The following is a 16,776-nucleotide window of genomic DNA, read 5'->3' as shown; positions in this document are numbered from 1 at the left end:
ATGCAACGAAGGAAATTCACCTATCCAATTTATCTTGTCCTGCCAGCCTTGCTTTTTTTCTTCGTCTTTTTCATCATTCCAACATTCGAAGGATTCTATTACAGTTTTACGGACTGGAATACCTATGCCCCTACGATTCATCGCATTGGATTCAGAAACTTCAAGGAATTGGTTCAGGAAGGTATTTTACCCCATGCCCTTGCAAACACTCTCATCTATGCCTTGTTCACCACAATCCTGTTGAATCTTGTTGGACTGATTCTCGCATTGGCCCTTAACGAGGTGAAAATTCTTGGTGGTTTTTTCAGGACAATCTTTTACGTTCCCGTAGTTATTGCACCATTGATTGTCGGATACATATTCAAGGCCATCTATAATCCTACGTTCGGTTTGTTGAACAAAACTTTGACGATGCTGGGTATGGGAGCCCTGACCCATAGCTGGCTTTCTGATTTCAATACAGCATTGTTTGCCATCATCGCAACGGAGATATGGAAGGACAGTGGTTTCAACATGATTATCTATCTCTCAGGTATCAAGGCAGTCAATAAAGATCTACTCGAACAGGCAAGGGTAGATGGCGCAAGCTATTTACAACGGGTACACCATATATTATTACCCTTGATTGCTTCTACATTTACGGTCAATCTTCTCGTTTCGATGATTAGTTCCCTGAAGGTGTTCGAAATCGTATTGGTGCTTACGGGAGGTGGTCCTGGCTTCGAGACGGAAGTCATCAACACTTTCGTCTATCGGAAGTTTGCCTCCGGAAACTGGGGATATGCCTCGGCGGCAGGATTCCTTCAGACAATCATCATCGCCCTCATTACCTTCGTGATGTTACGATTTCTCAAGAAACGTGAGGTGTCATTATGAGCACCAGAAGCAAAACAGTGTGGATTCTTCCCTGTTGTCTTATGCTATTATCCCTTGTCGTCATCGTTCCCCTATATATGATTGTCATTAACTCATTCAAGCCTCTATCCGAAGCTTCACGCTTGGGTCTCGGTATGCCGAGTCAATGGAACTTCGACAACTACAAAAGCGTCTTTGGTGAAGGGAATATCCTGCAAGGTTACTTGAATAACCTGATTATCGGTGGTATTTCCATCTTTCAGATTGTTCTGTTTGGCTCAATGGCTGCATATGTACTCCAACGCTGGTCGACGAAACTCACCAATTTCCTCTATTTCTTCTTTGTTTCCGGTTTGGTCATACCTGTGGCAATCGTCCCAACCATCAAGACCCTCATGGATCTGCATATCCACAATACCTATCGAGGTATGATAGCCTATTACACGGCAATACTGTTGCCGTTTACTATCTTCCTCATTACTAGCTATATAAAAACAATTCCACGGGAGATGGATGAATCAGGACTTATCGATGGTTGTTCATATCCTGGTATCTTCTTCAAGATTATTTTTCCGACCATTACTCCCGTACTCATAACTGCGGGACTTATTTCACTTATCAATGTCTGGAATGATTTCATGGGGCCCTTCTATTTGTTGAGTGACTCCTCAAAATGGACTGTGACGATATCCGTCTACAAGTATATCGGAAAGTATGGAACGAAATGGAACCTCGTCTTTGCCGATGTAGTGGCAGTCATAACCCCCATTTTACTCATATATTTTTTCTTACAGAAATATATTGTCAGCGGCATGACGGCAGGAGCCATCAAGGGATAGGAATATATGCAAGAAGACACAAATTATCGGGAATATGCCGATGCCCTCAGGGTTTTTTTTACTCAAAACATTCCAAGGATACTGAAGGAACCCAACACCTTGCTCAAACATCCTTTCATGGATCCCGGATCAGTTTATATAGGAAATCTTTGGGACTGGGATAGTTACTGGACTACGTATGGGCTGTTGGGGATCATTGCCCATGAAGGGGTGTCGATGGAAGATGGACTGAAGCAGCATATTATGGAACATGCCCATGGAAATATACTGAACTTTCTCGACCTTCAGATGGATGATGGATATATTCCCATGATGGTAACCGATGATATTGATGTCCTTCAAAGCCATTATCTTATAGACAAGCACCGAGAAGGATACGTCCTGAATATGCATAAGCCTTTTCTATGCCAACACATTTATCTCATAGCCTCCTTCGAGAATGACTTTGGATGGACCAAGGGCATGATGGACCAATTGGAAAAATACTTTTCCTGTTATCACCGATATTACTACAATGAAAACGCAGGACTTTACGTCTGGGCAGATGACGTCATGATTGGAATGGACAATGATCCCGCTTCATTCGGAAGACCTCGTTTCAGCACTGCAAATATCTTCCTCAATAGTTTTATGGTCGGGGAGTTGCGATCGATGGCCATCATCGCTTCGCACAACAAAATGGAAACGGCAGCAATGCGATATCGCAAGGAAGCAGAAATGCTCGTTGAGCATATCCTGGTTGAGTGTTGGGATAATCGAGACAAGTTCTTTTACTCGGTGGATGTCGATGTAAAGACTCGTTCCTATGATTGGTTCCACAAGGGTCTGGGGGTATTCTGGAAAACCTTACCCATCAAAATAAGAACCTGGAGCGGCTTTCTTCCTCTTCTTGAAGGTTTTGCCACAGAAGAACAGGCAGCTTTCCTTGTTGCACTTCATAGTGAGGACGCCAATACCTTCAACAGTCCGTTTGGTATACGGACCCTTGCCCGGGATGAAAAAATGTATGACTTATCGGCAACGAACAATCCCTCGAATTGGCTGGGACCCATCTGGGGAGTCTCCAATTATGCTGTTTTCCGAGGGTTGATGAAATACGGATATTTCGATCAGGCAAAGTCCTTGTGTTACAAAACCGTTCGTATGTTGGGAGAAGATCTGGAACGAACAGGGACCCTACATGAATACTATGACCCGGAATCGGGCAAACCTATCATGAACGGTGGATTCATCAACTGGAACCTATTGGTATTGAACATGATCGATGAAATCGATGGACGACAACCAATGGATGCCAGGGAAATGACAATATGAAAATCATAAATCCTGTTTTGCCAGGCTTTCATCCTGATCCATCGATATGCAGAGTTGATGATACTTTTTATATTGCAAACAGTACCTTCGAATGGTTTCCCTGCGTGACGATTCATAGAAGCAAGAACCTTCGTGATTGGGAACTCGTTCCCAGGCCAATGGACACGGCTTCCATGCCTGATCTTTCTGGCCACCCAGCTTCCGGTGGTATCTGGGCTCCTTGCCTCTCGTATGCTGATGGTCGATTCTGGCTTGTCTATACCGATGTAAAGAGTTGGGATGGAACAAAGGACAATACGAATCATGGATTCAAGGATTGCCTGAATTATCTCACGACGGCAACAGCAATCGAAGGACCTTGGACAAAGCCTGTATTCCTCAATGCTTCAGGTTTTGACCCATCGCTTTTTCATGACGTAGATGGAAAAAAATGGCTGGTAAATGTCCTCTGGGATTATCGGATAAAGCGAAACAACTTTGCCGGTATTGTCATGCAGGAATATAGCATGGAACAACAGTGTCTGATTGGAGATCCACACAGAATATTTGTGGGTACCGAACTGGGATTCACAGAAGCTCCACATGTCTATCGGCATGGCTCATACTATTATCTTATGACCGCTGAAGGTGGCACTGGTTACGCGCATGCCATCACCATGGCTCGTAGTAAATCATTGGAAGGTCCCTATCATGTCATGCCGAACAACCCTCTCTTAAGTTCAGTATCCAATGGCCCGGAATTTCTCACCATGTGGGGTGAGTCAGGATTTGACAAGGCAAAAGAAAGATATCTCAGACCAGGTCTCCAGAAAGCAGGTCATGGTAGCATGGCTCCTTTGACCGAGGATACGTGGATACTAGCCCATCTCTGCGCACGTCCACTCCAGGATGGGTATCATTGCATATTAGGACGGGAGACAGCACTTCAACTCGTTTACTGGAAAAAAGATGAATGGCCCAACCTAGAGGCGAATCATCCAAACGCGACTTTCGACATTCCTCTTGTATGTACTGATACCACGACGAAGGAGTCCGGCTTATGGAAAGAGGAATTCTCAAGTAGCCAATGGTCACCGGAACTCATGACACTCAGGATTTTTTCTCCTGAAGCCTATAGTCTGACGGAACGGCCTGGATGGATTACCCTTAAGGGAGGAGAATCCCCTACCAGCAGATTCCGACAAACGTTGCTTGCCCGTCGAGTAACCTCCCTGAGCTGGCGTTCAGAAACCTGTATCGACTATATTCCGCAGTCTTTCCAACAATTTGCAGGATTATTGGTCCGCTATGACGAGAACTCACAAGTATACCAGTATATTTCCCAATACGATGGGAAACGCATTCTCTCAATCATGATCTATGATGGGGGAACCCTTTCCCTCCCTATGGAAGGGAGCGAAATCATTCTGCCACCTTCAGGGGCGGTCTACCTTGCCGCTTCAATGGAACAGGAAGCGATACGCTTTTCCTGGAGTCTTGACAACAGCTCCTGGAAGTTCCTATCCCCTAGTATTCCGGGTTCCCTGCTTTCGGATGAAAACGCAACCCCCATGGGTTTTACCGGCATGTTCGTGGGAATTGCTTCCCATGATGTTTCGGGAATGCAGGCATCTGCATATTTTGACTATTTGCAATATCAAGATATTGCAAGTACATGATTGGAAAAAGGAGCATCACATGCAACAAATAAATAGTTCGAGCATCTTCAGAAATCATTTTCTTGGAAAAAAAGTTGTGGTTATCGGATCAGCCCGCGGTATCGGTTATGCCATTGCTTCCAGTTTTGCTGAAAATGGGGCTCAGGTTTTTATGGCCGACATATCCGAAACGGTCGAGACCTCGGCAAGGCAACTCGTTGCCAAAGGCTTTCAGGTAACGGCAAGCAAAGTGGATATCACTGATGAAGGGTCTGTCAGAGAATTGTTTGCAAGGATCAAGGAAGAGTGGGGGAGCCTCGACTTTCTGGTCAACAATGCCGGCATCATAAAAATCAATGAACTTGAAAACACTACTACGGAAGCTTTCGAACAGGTTCTGTATGTCAATACTATCGGTATGTTTACCGCATGCAGGGAAGCTTCATCCCTTCTACAGGCAGGAGGAGGAGGTGCAATCATCAATGCCGCATCTGGTCAGGCAAGACAAGGATTCATCTATACACCGTCTTATGCAGCTAGCAAATTCGGGGTCATAGGCCTGACACAATCCTTGGCAAAGGAATTGGCTTCCAAGAATATTAGGGTAAATGCCTACTGTCCAGGAATCGTCGAGACGGATATGTGGGACTACAACGACAGGGAATGGGGTAAGCGTCTGGGAAACTACAAAAAAGGAGAACTGATGAAAAAGTGGATTGATGAAATCCCCCTGAAACGAGCTGCTTCTGCCTATGACGTAACGAATCTCATCCTTTTTCTCTGTTCTGATGCAGGATCATACATAACGGGACAAGCTATCAATATCGATGGCGGTATGTTCATGAATTAGATAAACCAGAAAGATATCCATCCTTGCTTGGTGATCTAAAGTTCACATATCCCGGAAGTATAGTCTGTTTAGGTAAGCCGATGTAAACGTATAATCTGCTTATATTGGTCTTAAACTGAATAATTCAAGATGTTATTAGAGACAATAGGAGGTTTTTATTTCTTTTTTGTTCTTGAGTGACAATGGAGAATTGACAGGGAATCTATGTCATCATGTACGATAAAATTTTCTTGAGGTTTAGAACACATGGGAGCCTACTTGATTCTTCTATTAGGTTGTTTTTCCTTCCAAACGTTTATTCTGGGCATATTCCGATGGGGTCTTCCCGAATTCCTTATGGAACAATTTACTAAAATAGAACTGGTCATTGAATCCTGAGAGGACGGCAATATCCTTGATTTGCAGGTTCTCACTTGTTTTCATCAAATCGATGGCTTTTTCCATCCTGGTATTCAAGAGGTATTTGATAAAAGTGGTTTGTGCATATTTCTTGAAAAGCATATTCATATGGGTCTGGGATATCCCGAAGATGGCACACAGATCAGACATTGAGATTTTATCCGTGCAATGTTTCTTGAGATAGGTGATTACTTGCTGGAAAAAAGTCGGGCAGTCAAATTTTTCAAATGTTCCGTATTCTATTCGAAAGATACCGGCAAACAAGTCCAGGATTTTATGTTCCAATTCATCCAAAGTCTCGGTACCTTGAAATATGTTATCAAGCATGAAGTTGTAATTGAAATCAAAATTAGAATTTCTGGAACCTTTGAGGGTACTCCGAAATAGTTCTCGTATTGCATTTTCCACCCATAGTTGTGGGCGTTTTGCTTCTCCCCACTCCCTCATGGTCATTGATAAATCATCCTTGAAATCTGCGAAACGATTTTCCCTCAGGTACAGTTCTGCCCGGTCCAAAAGTTTTTGAATTGGCGGGAAAGAAAACTTCGCGGAAAATCCAGATGAATATTCCCTTTCTTGTGAATACCCTATGGTAACGGTGTAATCAAGGAAATTTATCATTTCCATCAAGGTAGGATAAAACTGGGTGAGGTGAAAAGTCTCTTTCCTGAAGATAATCGTCGAGAATGTTTCTGTATGTAACTGTTCCTTGATCAGATTTTTGAATTGTAGATAGGAAATATGTTTTGTTGGTATCAAATAGATTGATTCCTGGTCATCTCTTCCTGAAAGAATCATCAGCTTGTCTATATTTGCAACCTGGGAAACTGAGAAGGTGCGAAAAAAACGTGAGGGAAGGCTTCCAGACCTTTTAATGGCAAGATAGAAAGAATCCTCCGGAAAATATTTTTCCCTATTCTTTATGGATATCGGTAGATTTCTTGAGAGCTGGATGAGGAGTTGGTTTTGTTTCTCCTCATATAATTTTTCCAGTTTTTTTTGGAGGGAAGAAAATGCCTTTTCAATTTTTGCCGGAGATATTGGCTTCAAAACGTAATCAAGGGATCCATTGGTCAAAGCTCCTTTGACTGAATCGAAATCCTGATATCCACTTATGACTATAGAGAGGACTTCAGGGTATATTTCAGTGATATGGGAAATCAATTCCACTCCATTCATCAGCGGCATATGGATATCTGTCACAACTACATCTGGTTGTTCATTCTTGATGATAGCCAGAGCTTCCTGTCCGTTTTCAGCAATGTTGGCAACTTGGAAATCCAGAAGTCTTCTTTGGATAATCTTACAGATATGTTCAGAGGCTTGTTTTTCATCTTCTACAATCATAACTGAATATTTTCCCATTACTCTACTTTCCCTTCTTTAAATTTGGCACCGAAAGTCACTTTAGCCCCATGTCCTTGTACATTTTCCAAGGTGAATTTTACAACTGTTTCTGACCCATAGAATAATAGCATTCGCGCATAGGTATTCACAATGCCGATTTCCCCAGAAGAAAGTTCAATATTCTCATGGCGAACAAACAATTTTTGTTGAATCAGTTCCATGTTCTTGTTCAAGGAATCCAGGATGCTTTGGGTGAATCCGAGCCCATTATCGGTTACGGTTATATTCCACCATCCATTTTGTATTGTTCCTGTAAGCAAAATTTTCATGGGTCCTGAATAATTCTCATATCCATGGGAAATGCAGTTTTCTACAATCGGTTGGATAAGAAATCGTGGTACTTCCTGATCAAGCAGGCGATTATCGATATTGGTGATAATTTCCAGTTTTTCCTTGTATCGGATTTTTAACAAGTATTGGTAATGCTCATAATTATCAAATTCTTCCTTGAGAGTTGCCTTATGACATTTTGCGTTGATCGAATACTGCATCATTGCTGCCAGATTATCACAGATGGTACAAATTTCCTCGTCGTCATCATCAAATCCACGACAGGATATAACATCCAACACATTGTTGAGAAAGTGTGGGTTTATCTGTGCTTGAAGAGAATTGAGTTGTGCCTGCAGGTAAAGCAAACTCATGTCCTTTTGCTTGTGGATGGCTTCATCAAGTTGTTCCATCAACTTAGTGAAGGCTTTGCTGACAGCTTTGATTTCGTCATTTTCTGTTTCGATATTGGTATTGTTCTTGAGATTCTTCAAATCAGTTGTTTCTATTTGTCTTTGCAAGTCCTTGATTGGGAGGGAAAGTTTTTTTGCTATGATGAAGATGTATATCAATGAAGCAAGGAGGATGAGCAAGGCAATTAGTAAGATAATGGCATCCATTTGCTGAATTTCAGGAGTATCTGTTTCTAGTTTCTGTATAAGGAAAACCCGTATTCCTGTCTGGGCAGAATAATTTCCTGCAATAATGTCATTTTTTTCATCAACCAGGGAAAATGAAGGTTTCTTTTCGGTAAGTTGGCTAAAATAAGGAAGGAATTGGTCTTTTATCAGGTCTGGGTAATTTGAATAGAGGACGTTATTGTCCTGGTCAAATGCTACGGCATTGATGTCCGTGTTTTGAAAAGAAAAAATATTGTCCAGGGAAGTTATGGTTTGTTGGACTTCCAGATACCCTTTCCCGGGCATTGCACGGCCAAGGCCAAAGACCATTACGCTCTCTTCGTCTCTTACCCAAGGGTCTTTATAAGCTCCTCCTATGACAGGTTCCCCAAACTTGCTCTTAGCTGTTTTCAACCAAGGTATGGTTGAAGGTTCAACGACGGGATTTTTTTTCAATGGTAGTTTGAACTCGCTTGTAATCAGGTCTTTTTGGTTGTCAAAATAGGACACCTTATAGAAATTTTTCATGATACATGCTGTATAAAGATGAAGTTTGATATTCATCCGCGCCGTTTCCTTGAATTCAAAACCGGATTTTGTAGAACTATCGATATTTTCCATTGTATCCATTGCTGAGAGGGTATTGGAATCTGAGAGTATGTAATCGGTGATGAATTCCATGGAATGAGTCAGCTCTTCAAGTTGCTTTGAGCTTTGCAGTGCTGTTGTTTGCATGGTAGTGATGGTTTTTTGCTTATTGTATGAAAAGAAGTAATGCCGGACTATGCTGCCCAAAAGTACAATGAGCGCAATGATGAATAGTGCATAGAATAAAAATATTTTACGTTCAAGTTTCACTATTATTCTCTTTTAGGAAATTTTCTGATTTAAATCATCATACCATGTTTCATGTAGGATGCATGATTTTTCTGATGGGACAACAAAACCTGTAATCATGTTTTTTGTTCGGTTATCGTATGTTTTGGGTTGTTGGAAAATGCATTGATTATCGTGAATTCTTCCATATACAAATCAACCATCGATGATACCCTTTTTACAAAGGGAGGATTCAATGGTATGTATGCCAATGGATCATATTTTCTGTATCGTTTTTGCAACAGGAAGAAATTCCTGTAAAATTCCAAGGAGGTTCTTATATGAAGAAAAGACTCGTAGTGGTGTCACTGGTATGCTTGATTCCTGCATTGTTGTTTGCCCAGGGATCACGCGAAAGCAGTGCAACGCAAGTTACCGGTAACAATGAGCCTGTTGAATTGACTGCACTTATTGATAATGGTGTAGCAATTGATGGATTCAAGGCTGTCGTAGCTGCAGCCGAGAAGAAATTGAACATCAAGGTGAATATTGAAATTCGTCCCGGTGGAAACGAAGGGGAAAGCATCGTCAAGACACGGCTTGCCTCCGGTGATATGGCGGATATTTTCGATTACAACAGTGGTTCTCTTTTCCAGGCTCTGGATCCAGTGGAAAACCTTGTGGATCTTTCAGATGAGCCTTTTGTTTCCCGCTTGGATGATACCTATAAATCAACCATCACTGCCGATGGCAAAGTATATGGTATTCCCTATTCCTCGACGCAGGGAGGGGCTTGGTTGTATAACAAGAAAGTTTTTGCAAAACTCGGCTTGACGCCTCCCCAGACCTGGGCTGAATTGATACAAGATTGCGAGAAGATTCAGGTCGCAGGAATTACCCCGATAATCGGTTCCTATAAGGATGCCTGGACTTCTCAGTTGATATTCCTTGCTGATGAATATAATGTCTTGAAAGCCTATCCAAACTTCCCCGAGGAATTCACCAAGGGAACTGCAAAGTATGCGACAACCAAGGCAGGATTGCGTAGCTGGGAAAAGTTGTATCAGTCAAATAAATACCTGAACAAGGATTATCTGGCGACCACCTATGACAATGCCCTGGAAATGTTGGTCAATGGAGAAGGTGCCATGTACCCCATGCTGACACAAGCTCTTTCATATATCTATCAATTGTATCCAGATCAAATCAACGATATCGGGGTGTTTGCACAACCTGGTGATGATAGTTCCATAGCACCCGGATTGACCATTTGGATGCCACCTTCACTGTATATCCCTAAGGGTGGAAAACATATTGAATGGGCAAAGAAGTTCTATGATTTCTATATTTCGGATGAAGGACTGGCCATTTATACGGCTGCTATCAAGCCAGATGGTCCTTATGCAATCAAGAATGTAAAACTGCCGGAGGATTCTTACGCCGGAATCTTGGAGATGCAACAATATTTTGACAAGGGCCTGACAGTACCTGCCTTGGAATTCCAGTCTCCCTTGAAGGGCGCAAGTTCCGAACAAATTACTGTTCAATGTGGTTCAAATATGAAGAGTGCTTCCGAATGTGCTGCCGAATATGACAAAGATGTCAGGAAACAGGCCATTCAGCTTGGACTTCCTGGATGGAATTGATCTGATAAAACAGTAGATTCCAGAAATATTCAGCCTTCTGGAAGCGGTTTTCCAGAAGGCTTTTTTTAAGGAGGAAGAAATTGTCGGAAACAAGTCTTCAAAGACAAATGCATCCCTATTCCCTTGTAATTCCTGCATTTGCCATCTATGGTGTGCTATTTATTCTTCCTACCCTTATGTCCTTTTTTTTCAGTCTTACAATCTGGACGCTCAAGGATTATCGATTCGTAGGGTTTCAAAATTTCAAACTGTTTTTTTCAGAGGATTCGTTACGTATTGGTATCAAGAATACCTTGCTGTATGCGGTGATGACCAGCTCGATGAAAGTTATCATTGCACTATTTATTGCAACTTTCTTATGTTCTGGCCTTCGTTCAAAGAATTACCTTCGCTCCGTAATTTTCTTTCCGAACTTGGTAAGTACCTTGGCTGTCGGCCTGACCTTCAGTTCACTCATGCATCCTTCAAAAGGTGTTTTCAATACATTTATTGCCAATGTGTTTCATATTTCCGGTCCTGATTGGTTGGGAAATCCGCATCTGGCATTATTTTCCATCATCTTTGTCGATGTTTGGAAAGGCCTTGGTGTAGCGACTGTCATATATCTGTCCGGCATTTTGGCCATTCCAAAGAATTACTATGAGGCGGCTTCCATCGATGGTGCATCAAAATGGTGTCAATTCCGACATATAACAATTCCCTTGGTAAAGTCGTCAATGACTTCCGTCATCATTCTTTCCTTTATTGGTGGTATGAGGTCTTTCGATTTGATCTGGGCAATGACAAAAGGAGGCCCTGGGTTTGCAACAGATGTCGTAGCCTCAATTATCTACAAGCAATTTTCAAATGGATATTTTGGTCTTTCCATTGCAGGGAATGTCATAATGTTTGTCATGATTTCTTTCTTTGCCTTACCTTTGTACAAATTTCTCGTAAGTAGGGAGGAATCGTTTTGAAACATGTAAAGAATATGCATAAGATTTCTTGGACGAAAGAGATTCTTTCCATTCTTGCAATAACATTTATTTTTGTATTTCCTTTTTGGTTTATCATCGTCAATTCCCTCAAGAGCAGGAGAGTTGCCGGTCTGATGAATATCAAATGGCCGGATGCTATCCAATGGAGTAATTATTCAGAGGTCTTTTCCCAGAATGATTTCATTGTGGTTCGTTCCTTTGTAAACAGTATCATCATTACGTTTATATCCATCATCCTGCTTCTGGGAGTGTGTGCCCTTGCTGGTTTTGTTTTGCAAAGAAGGTCAAGCAAGACTTCCAGTTTCCTGAATTTTCTATTATTGGTAGGACTCATGATTCCTCCTACCATTCTCCCTACTATCTGGGTAATGGATGCTATTGGTATATATCGAACCTTGTGGGGCATGATCTTGGTTGAGGTTGCCTTGAATATTCCCTTTACCGTAATGTTGTTTCGAGGTTTTGTCTCTACTATTCCCAAGGAGATAGAAGAGGCTGCGATCATCGATGGGTGTGACTGCAAGAATTTGTTTTTGAGGATAATCTTTCCGTTATTGAAACCCGTTTCCTCAACGGTTATCGTATTGAATGCGGTGACTATATTCAACGATTTTACCAACCCCTTGTATTTTTTGCCGGGGCAGAAGAATGCAACGGTACAACTTACCTTGAATACTTTCATGGGACAATACGCAAGTTCTTGGAATTTACTGTTTGCGGATGTAGTGCTAATCACTATTCCTCCATTGATTCTATTTATTTTCTTTAACAAAAAAATTATCGGTGGTATGACTGCAGGAGCCGTGAAAGGGTGACATTTTTTAAAAAAGGAGAGAAAAAACTATGGCTAGTATGTATGATTTTCTGATCGATTATCTTAAGGAACCGAGGGGTATAGAGGAAAAACCGATTTTTAGCTGGAAATGTGATGGCTTTGTGCAAGAATCGTATCGAATTACGGTCACTGAAGAGAATGGAATTGAACTTTGGGACAGCAAGACAGTGTATGATAGCAAGCATTTTTGCATTGAATATAAGGGGAAAACGCTTCCCCAGCTGAAAAAATGTGTTGTTGTCCTGACTTGTAATGGAAGCTTAATTGCCAAATCCTTTTTTTTGACAGGATGCAAAAAATTGGATCCTTTGTCCCAATGGATTGGCTATAAGAATATTCCTCGTTATCATTTGGAAACTTTGGTTGTTACCGGAGCTTTGGATAATTCCATCGATAGATCACAAACGGGGTGGGCTGATGCTGTCTATCTTCAGAAAGAATTCGATGTAAAAAAGACTATCTCCACAGCATATTTGGCAATATGTGGTCTTGGGTTTTTTCAATGTCAAATCAATGATAGAGAAGTTGGGGATAGTATACTCCAGCCAGCCCAGACCGATTATAGCAAGAGAGCTCTCTACAATGTCTTTGAAGTAACTGATTTGCTTGTTTCCGGAAATAATATATGGCATGTTGCCCTGGGAAACGGGAGACAGGTGCAAGCATATGGGTATGATCCCAATCCAAGGATGATTGCCTTGTTGGAAGTTACGTATGTAGATGGAACAGTCCAGGATATTGTATCCGATGAAAAATGGCTCGTTTCTTGTGGTCCAATAAAGAACAACAGTATATATGAAGGCGTATATTATGATGCCCGCAAGGAGTTGATTGATTGGTCCAAGGCAGTGCCTGCCAATCTTGTAGAAGGGTATCCCTTGCAACCTGAGTTGCTTCCGCCGGTTCGAAAGACCGGGGAGCTTGCTCCTGTATCCATCGTACAGGACAGGAAGGGCAATTGGATTGTTGACTTTGGACAGAATAGTTCAGGTTATGTGATATTGGCTATGGTTCATCCCGATTCGGGGCAGGAGATCCATCTGCGATTTTCCGAGTTGTTGCAAGAAGATGGGACGTTGCTTACCGCTACAACAAGAAATGCCCATACAGAGGATACGTATATTTGCAAGGGAGCTGAAAAAGAGACCTTTATACCTGAATTCACCTACCATGGATTCCGGTATGCCGAGATACTTGGGTATCCAGGGATTCTCCAGGCAGATAACATTAAAAAAGTGGTACTGCATTCTGATTTGACGCCAAATGGGGCCTTTTACTGCTCGAATGAACTTTTGAACAAGATTCACAGGAATATTCACTGGTCACAACGATCGAATGTAATGGGTATCCCGACCGATTGTCCGCAACGAGAAGAGAGAATGGGGTGGCTAGGCGATGTCCAACTGGTTTCCCGCCAAGCTGTCTATGAATTCGATATGGCAGCGTTTTATCGTAAATTCCTGGATGATATCCTGGTATCCCAGACAGAGGATGGGGAACTTAGTGATGTAACTCCACCGTATTGGTCACTGTATCCGGCAGACCCAGCCTGGGGCTCTGCCTATGCCACCTTGCTTTGGCGTTTGTATGTAGAATATGGGGATACCCAGTCCTTGGCAAAACACTATGATTCCCTGAAAAAGTATGTGGATTATCTCTATAAAACCTCGGATAACGGGATATTGGAGAATTTCGGGAAGTATGGGGATTGGTGTCCTCCTGCCTCGACATTTTCCAAACGAACCCCAATAAGTCTTACCTCGACGTGGTTTATGGTAAAAGATACCTTGGTTTTCTCAAAGATTGCATTGCTACTTAAAAAAGAAAAAGACGCTACAACCTATACACAACGATATAACAATCTCGTGATGGCATTCAACAATAAGTTTGATGACAAGGGGAGGTACCTGGCCAATTGGATGAGTCCGATGGACAATCAACCCAGTATGACAAGCCAGATTCTTCCTCTCTACCTAGGGCTTGTTCCCAAAGAGGAGGAACAGAAGGCGATTGACTATTTGCTGAGTGAAATCATTGAGCGATTTGATTACCATGTCGATTGCGGTATTGTGGGTATTCGTTATTTGTATCCTGTTTTGCTGCGCTACGGGTACGACGATGTTGCTTACGCGTTGATGAACAAGGACACCTATCCGAGTTTTGGTTATATGGTCCGTAATGGTGCGACAACCTTGTGGGAAAGGTGGGAGAATCTTGCCGGGATGGGAATGAATAGCCACAACCATATTATGTATGGTTCCCCGAATGCTTGGTTCTACCAAGGACTTTGTGGAATCCGATGCAATGAGGGAAAATGGATTGTCAAGCCGTATTTCCCCAAGGATATGGATACTGCCTGCTCTGCCTTCTCGGTCAAGGAAGGAAAAATTTCCATCGAATGGAAGCGGCAATGTGACGAAACTGTCCTGGTCAAGTGGTGTTTCCCCTTGGAATTGCAAATGGAATTTATTCCTCCGAAGGGATGGGTTTTTGAAGGAGCGACTGTATCTGACGAAAAAGGTTGTTGCCAGGTTGTTTGTAGGGAAAAAGCATAAAACCTGAAGAAATCCTAGTTTTGTCCATGTGACGAGAAGGTTTATTCATATCGGTTTTGGTGCATATGTAATAAATAGATGGAACTCAACAAAGATTCTGTGTTGAGTTCCATCTTTGTTTTATTTGCAAATTATTATGTGTATTCCTCTCGATTTTAGCTTTTTGTTTTCATTTCCTATCAGTGAAGAAGAGTTATCTGTGCCCATGTTGATTCCCAGCATGGAACCAACGGAGCATTGGCCAATGCGGTCGGTGTGGTGGTGCTCAGGCCCATGATGAAAATTCTGGGGATTCTCTGTCTTGCCATTATTTCCCCTGATTTGTTTGAAAACATCCTATTTTTTTATCCACACGCAGAAAGATGCTACGGAGCAAGTAGAAATAAGTCAGATTCTCCGACTTGCTGATTTCTTGGTTGAGTTTATGCATCACTTGAAATAAAGACTACTCGGAAAGATAGCAAAAGAACCTTTTGGTCTTTAGTTATTTTCCCAGGTGGTTTCTTTGGTCCTTCTTGATGGATTTTCTATAAAAAAATCAGGATAAAAGGGATTCAAAAAAAAGCAAAATATATATTTACATACTTATTATAAGTGTTATAATAAGTGTTATAAATATTATAGGAGCTTTGGAATGACAAAACTTGGGTTTGCTTTTAATTTCAATATTCAACGATGTGAAATAGAAGTTGGTGATGAAAAAAGAATTATTGACGAAGGGTATCGTCCTTTGCTTGACCTGTTTGTGAAATATGGATTGAAAGCGGATTTCTTTCTTTCTGGATTTACTTCTGAATTGCTTCAGAAAATGGATCCTGAACTCTTGGAAGATATCAAGCATCATGTGGGTAAGGAGCTGGAACTTGGGACTTACACATATACCCATCCGATTCCGCAACTGCTGATTCCCAAGGAATTTTCCATGCAAATGGAAAAAGGCATGGAATTGGATCGTTCCATCCTTGGTGTCGAGACAAAGGGTTTCCTTCCCCCTGAGTTTGCCTTTAGCCAGGAAATGGGGGAAGTCCTGTATGATCAGGGAATTGATTGGTTTGTGGCTCTTTCTTCCCAAGTCCAGAAAGGTTTGCAAAAAGCAGGAATTGTCCAGGATCCCTATATCCCCTGTAAAGTTGATCTAGGTAGTGGAAAGAGTCTTCTGGTTGTTCCGGCAATCTATCAGTTGCCTGATACCCCGCAACGATTTTTCAAGCTGATGATGAAAGGTTTGCTTCCCGTTGATACCGTAATAGAAGGGATCAAGAAATTCGCGGAACTTCATCCCGATGGAGTATTGTTGCTCAAACGAGACGGGGAAACCATTTTCATTGATAAATTCAATAGTGGTTTTGAAGGGACTTTGGCCGTAATGGATGAGTTTATTGAAAAAATCAGCAAACTCGACATAGTTGAACCTATCTGGATTAGTGAGGCGTTATCTTCGAGAGAAGCGCTGGCGGTAATTTCCTTGCCTGACTATCTGGGAAATACAAATATCGAAACGTTTACTTCCGGTGCCGCTCAAGCAATCTGGGATTTGACCCAGGAAGTCCGCAATAAAATCCTTGAGGCGGAAAAAGCAGGAAAGGATCCTGCGATTATCAAGAAAGCTTGGGAATATCTGATGTTATCCCACAATTCCGATGGACGGATAGGGTACTGGTTCTCTGAATGGAATCCTGGCGAACATACGGTAGCTCCGGGAAGAAGGCAGTTTGTCGAAGACAACTTGCAGGCAGCCCTTAACTTGCTGAACTAG

13 protein-coding genes are annotated in these 16,776 nt (G+C 42.0%); 10 read left to right on the top strand and 3 right to left on the bottom strand.

From position 1 onward, the window contains the following. The 5 genes from ACHZBG_RS07770 to ACHZBG_RS07750 are packed head-to-tail and all read left to right on the top strand — an operon-like array spanning nucleotide 1 to nucleotide 5,495. On the top strand, nucleotides 1–876 hold the full coding sequence (locus ACHZBG_RS07770) for a sugar ABC transporter permease (protein ID WP_320128880.1): 876 nt from the start codon (nucleotides 1–3) through the stop codon (nucleotides 874–876). Beyond that, entirely contained in the window at nucleotides 873–1,694 is an 822-nt protein-coding gene (locus ACHZBG_RS07765) for a carbohydrate ABC transporter permease (RefSeq protein WP_320128879.1), read from the top strand. Before ACHZBG_RS07770 ends, ACHZBG_RS07765 begins: the two co-directional genes overlap by 4 nt. Before the next feature lie 6 nt (nucleotides 1,695–1,700). Then, complete coding sequence (locus ACHZBG_RS07760) at nucleotides 1,701–3,008, top strand: trehalase family glycosidase (RefSeq protein ID WP_320128878.1); 1,308 nt, start codon at nucleotides 1,701–1,703, stop codon at nucleotides 3,006–3,008. After that, a complete protein-coding gene (locus ACHZBG_RS07755; protein WP_320128877.1) occupies nucleotides 3,005–4,666 on the top strand; it encodes a glycoside hydrolase family 43 protein in 1,662 nt (553 codons plus the stop codon). The genes ACHZBG_RS07760 and ACHZBG_RS07755 overlap by 4 nt, the downstream gene beginning before the upstream one ends. Before the next feature lie 19 nt (nucleotides 4,667–4,685). Next, nucleotides 4,686–5,495, top strand: a complete 810-nt coding sequence (locus tag ACHZBG_RS07750; RefSeq protein WP_320128876.1) for an SDR family oxidoreductase — start codon at nucleotides 4,686–4,688, stop codon at nucleotides 5,493–5,495. 270 nt (nucleotides 5,496–5,765) lie between these two features. On the opposite strand, the gene ACHZBG_RS07745 is transcribed toward ACHZBG_RS07750, so the two are convergent. Together ACHZBG_RS07745 and ACHZBG_RS07740 are read right to left on the bottom strand one after the other, a co-directional pair. Then, a complete protein-coding gene (locus tag ACHZBG_RS07745; RefSeq protein WP_320128875.1) occupies nucleotides 5,766–7,259 on the bottom strand; it encodes a response regulator in 1,494 nt (497 codons plus the stop codon). Next, nucleotides 7,259–9,049, bottom strand: a complete 1,791-nt coding sequence (locus ACHZBG_RS07740; RefSeq protein WP_320128874.1) for a histidine kinase — start codon at nucleotides 9,047–9,049, stop codon at nucleotides 7,259–7,261. Before ACHZBG_RS07740 ends, ACHZBG_RS07745 begins: the two co-directional genes overlap by 1 nt. 299 nt (nucleotides 9,050–9,348) lie before the next feature. Here ACHZBG_RS07740 and ACHZBG_RS07735 point away from each other — a divergent pair, with 299 nt between their 5' ends. The 4 genes from ACHZBG_RS07735 (at nucleotide 9,349) to ACHZBG_RS07720 (ending at nucleotide 15,020) form a co-directional block, all read left to right on the top strand. Continuing rightward, nucleotides 9,349–10,653 (top strand): ABC transporter substrate-binding protein, encoded by a 1,305-nt coding sequence (locus tag ACHZBG_RS07735; RefSeq protein WP_320128873.1) that lies wholly within the window; start codon nucleotides 9,349–9,351, stop codon nucleotides 10,651–10,653. An 80-nt stretch (nucleotides 10,654–10,733) separates the two neighbouring features. Continuing rightward, nucleotides 10,734–11,609, top strand: coding sequence for a sugar ABC transporter permease (locus tag ACHZBG_RS07730; protein ID WP_320128872.1), 876 nt, complete (start codon nucleotides 10,734–10,736; stop codon nucleotides 11,607–11,609). Beyond that, on the top strand, nucleotides 11,606–12,445 hold the full coding sequence (locus ACHZBG_RS07725; RefSeq protein WP_320128871.1) for a carbohydrate ABC transporter permease: 840 nt from the start codon (nucleotides 11,606–11,608) through the stop codon (nucleotides 12,443–12,445). The genes ACHZBG_RS07730 and ACHZBG_RS07725 overlap by 4 nt, the downstream gene beginning before the upstream one ends. Before the next feature lie 28 nt (nucleotides 12,446–12,473). After that, complete coding sequence (locus ACHZBG_RS07720; protein WP_320128870.1) at nucleotides 12,474–15,020, top strand: family 78 glycoside hydrolase catalytic domain; 2,547 nt, start codon at nucleotides 12,474–12,476, stop codon at nucleotides 15,018–15,020. A gap of 179 nt (nucleotides 15,021–15,199) precedes the next feature. Here the strand turns inward: ACHZBG_RS07720 and ACHZBG_RS07715 are convergent, their stop codons facing one another. Beyond that, nucleotides 15,200–15,328: a hypothetical protein gene (locus ACHZBG_RS07715; RefSeq protein WP_320128869.1), complete on the bottom strand. Its 129-nt coding sequence runs from the start codon at nucleotides 15,326–15,328 to the stop codon at nucleotides 15,200–15,202. 326 nt (nucleotides 15,329–15,654) lie between these two features. On the opposite strand from ACHZBG_RS07715, the gene ACHZBG_RS07710 reads away from it, so the two are divergent. After that, a complete protein-coding gene (locus tag ACHZBG_RS07710; protein ID WP_320128868.1) occupies nucleotides 15,655–16,776 on the top strand; it encodes a polysaccharide deacetylase family protein in 1,122 nt (373 codons plus the stop codon).

Source organism: uncultured Sphaerochaeta sp., from assembly GCF_963676625.2.
In the GTDB taxonomy this organism is placed as follows: Bacteria; Spirochaetota; Spirochaetia; order Sphaerochaetales; family Sphaerochaetaceae; genus Sphaerochaeta.
Note: the sequence above shows the minus strand (reverse complement) of the source record. Positions and strands in the feature narration are given on the sequence as shown.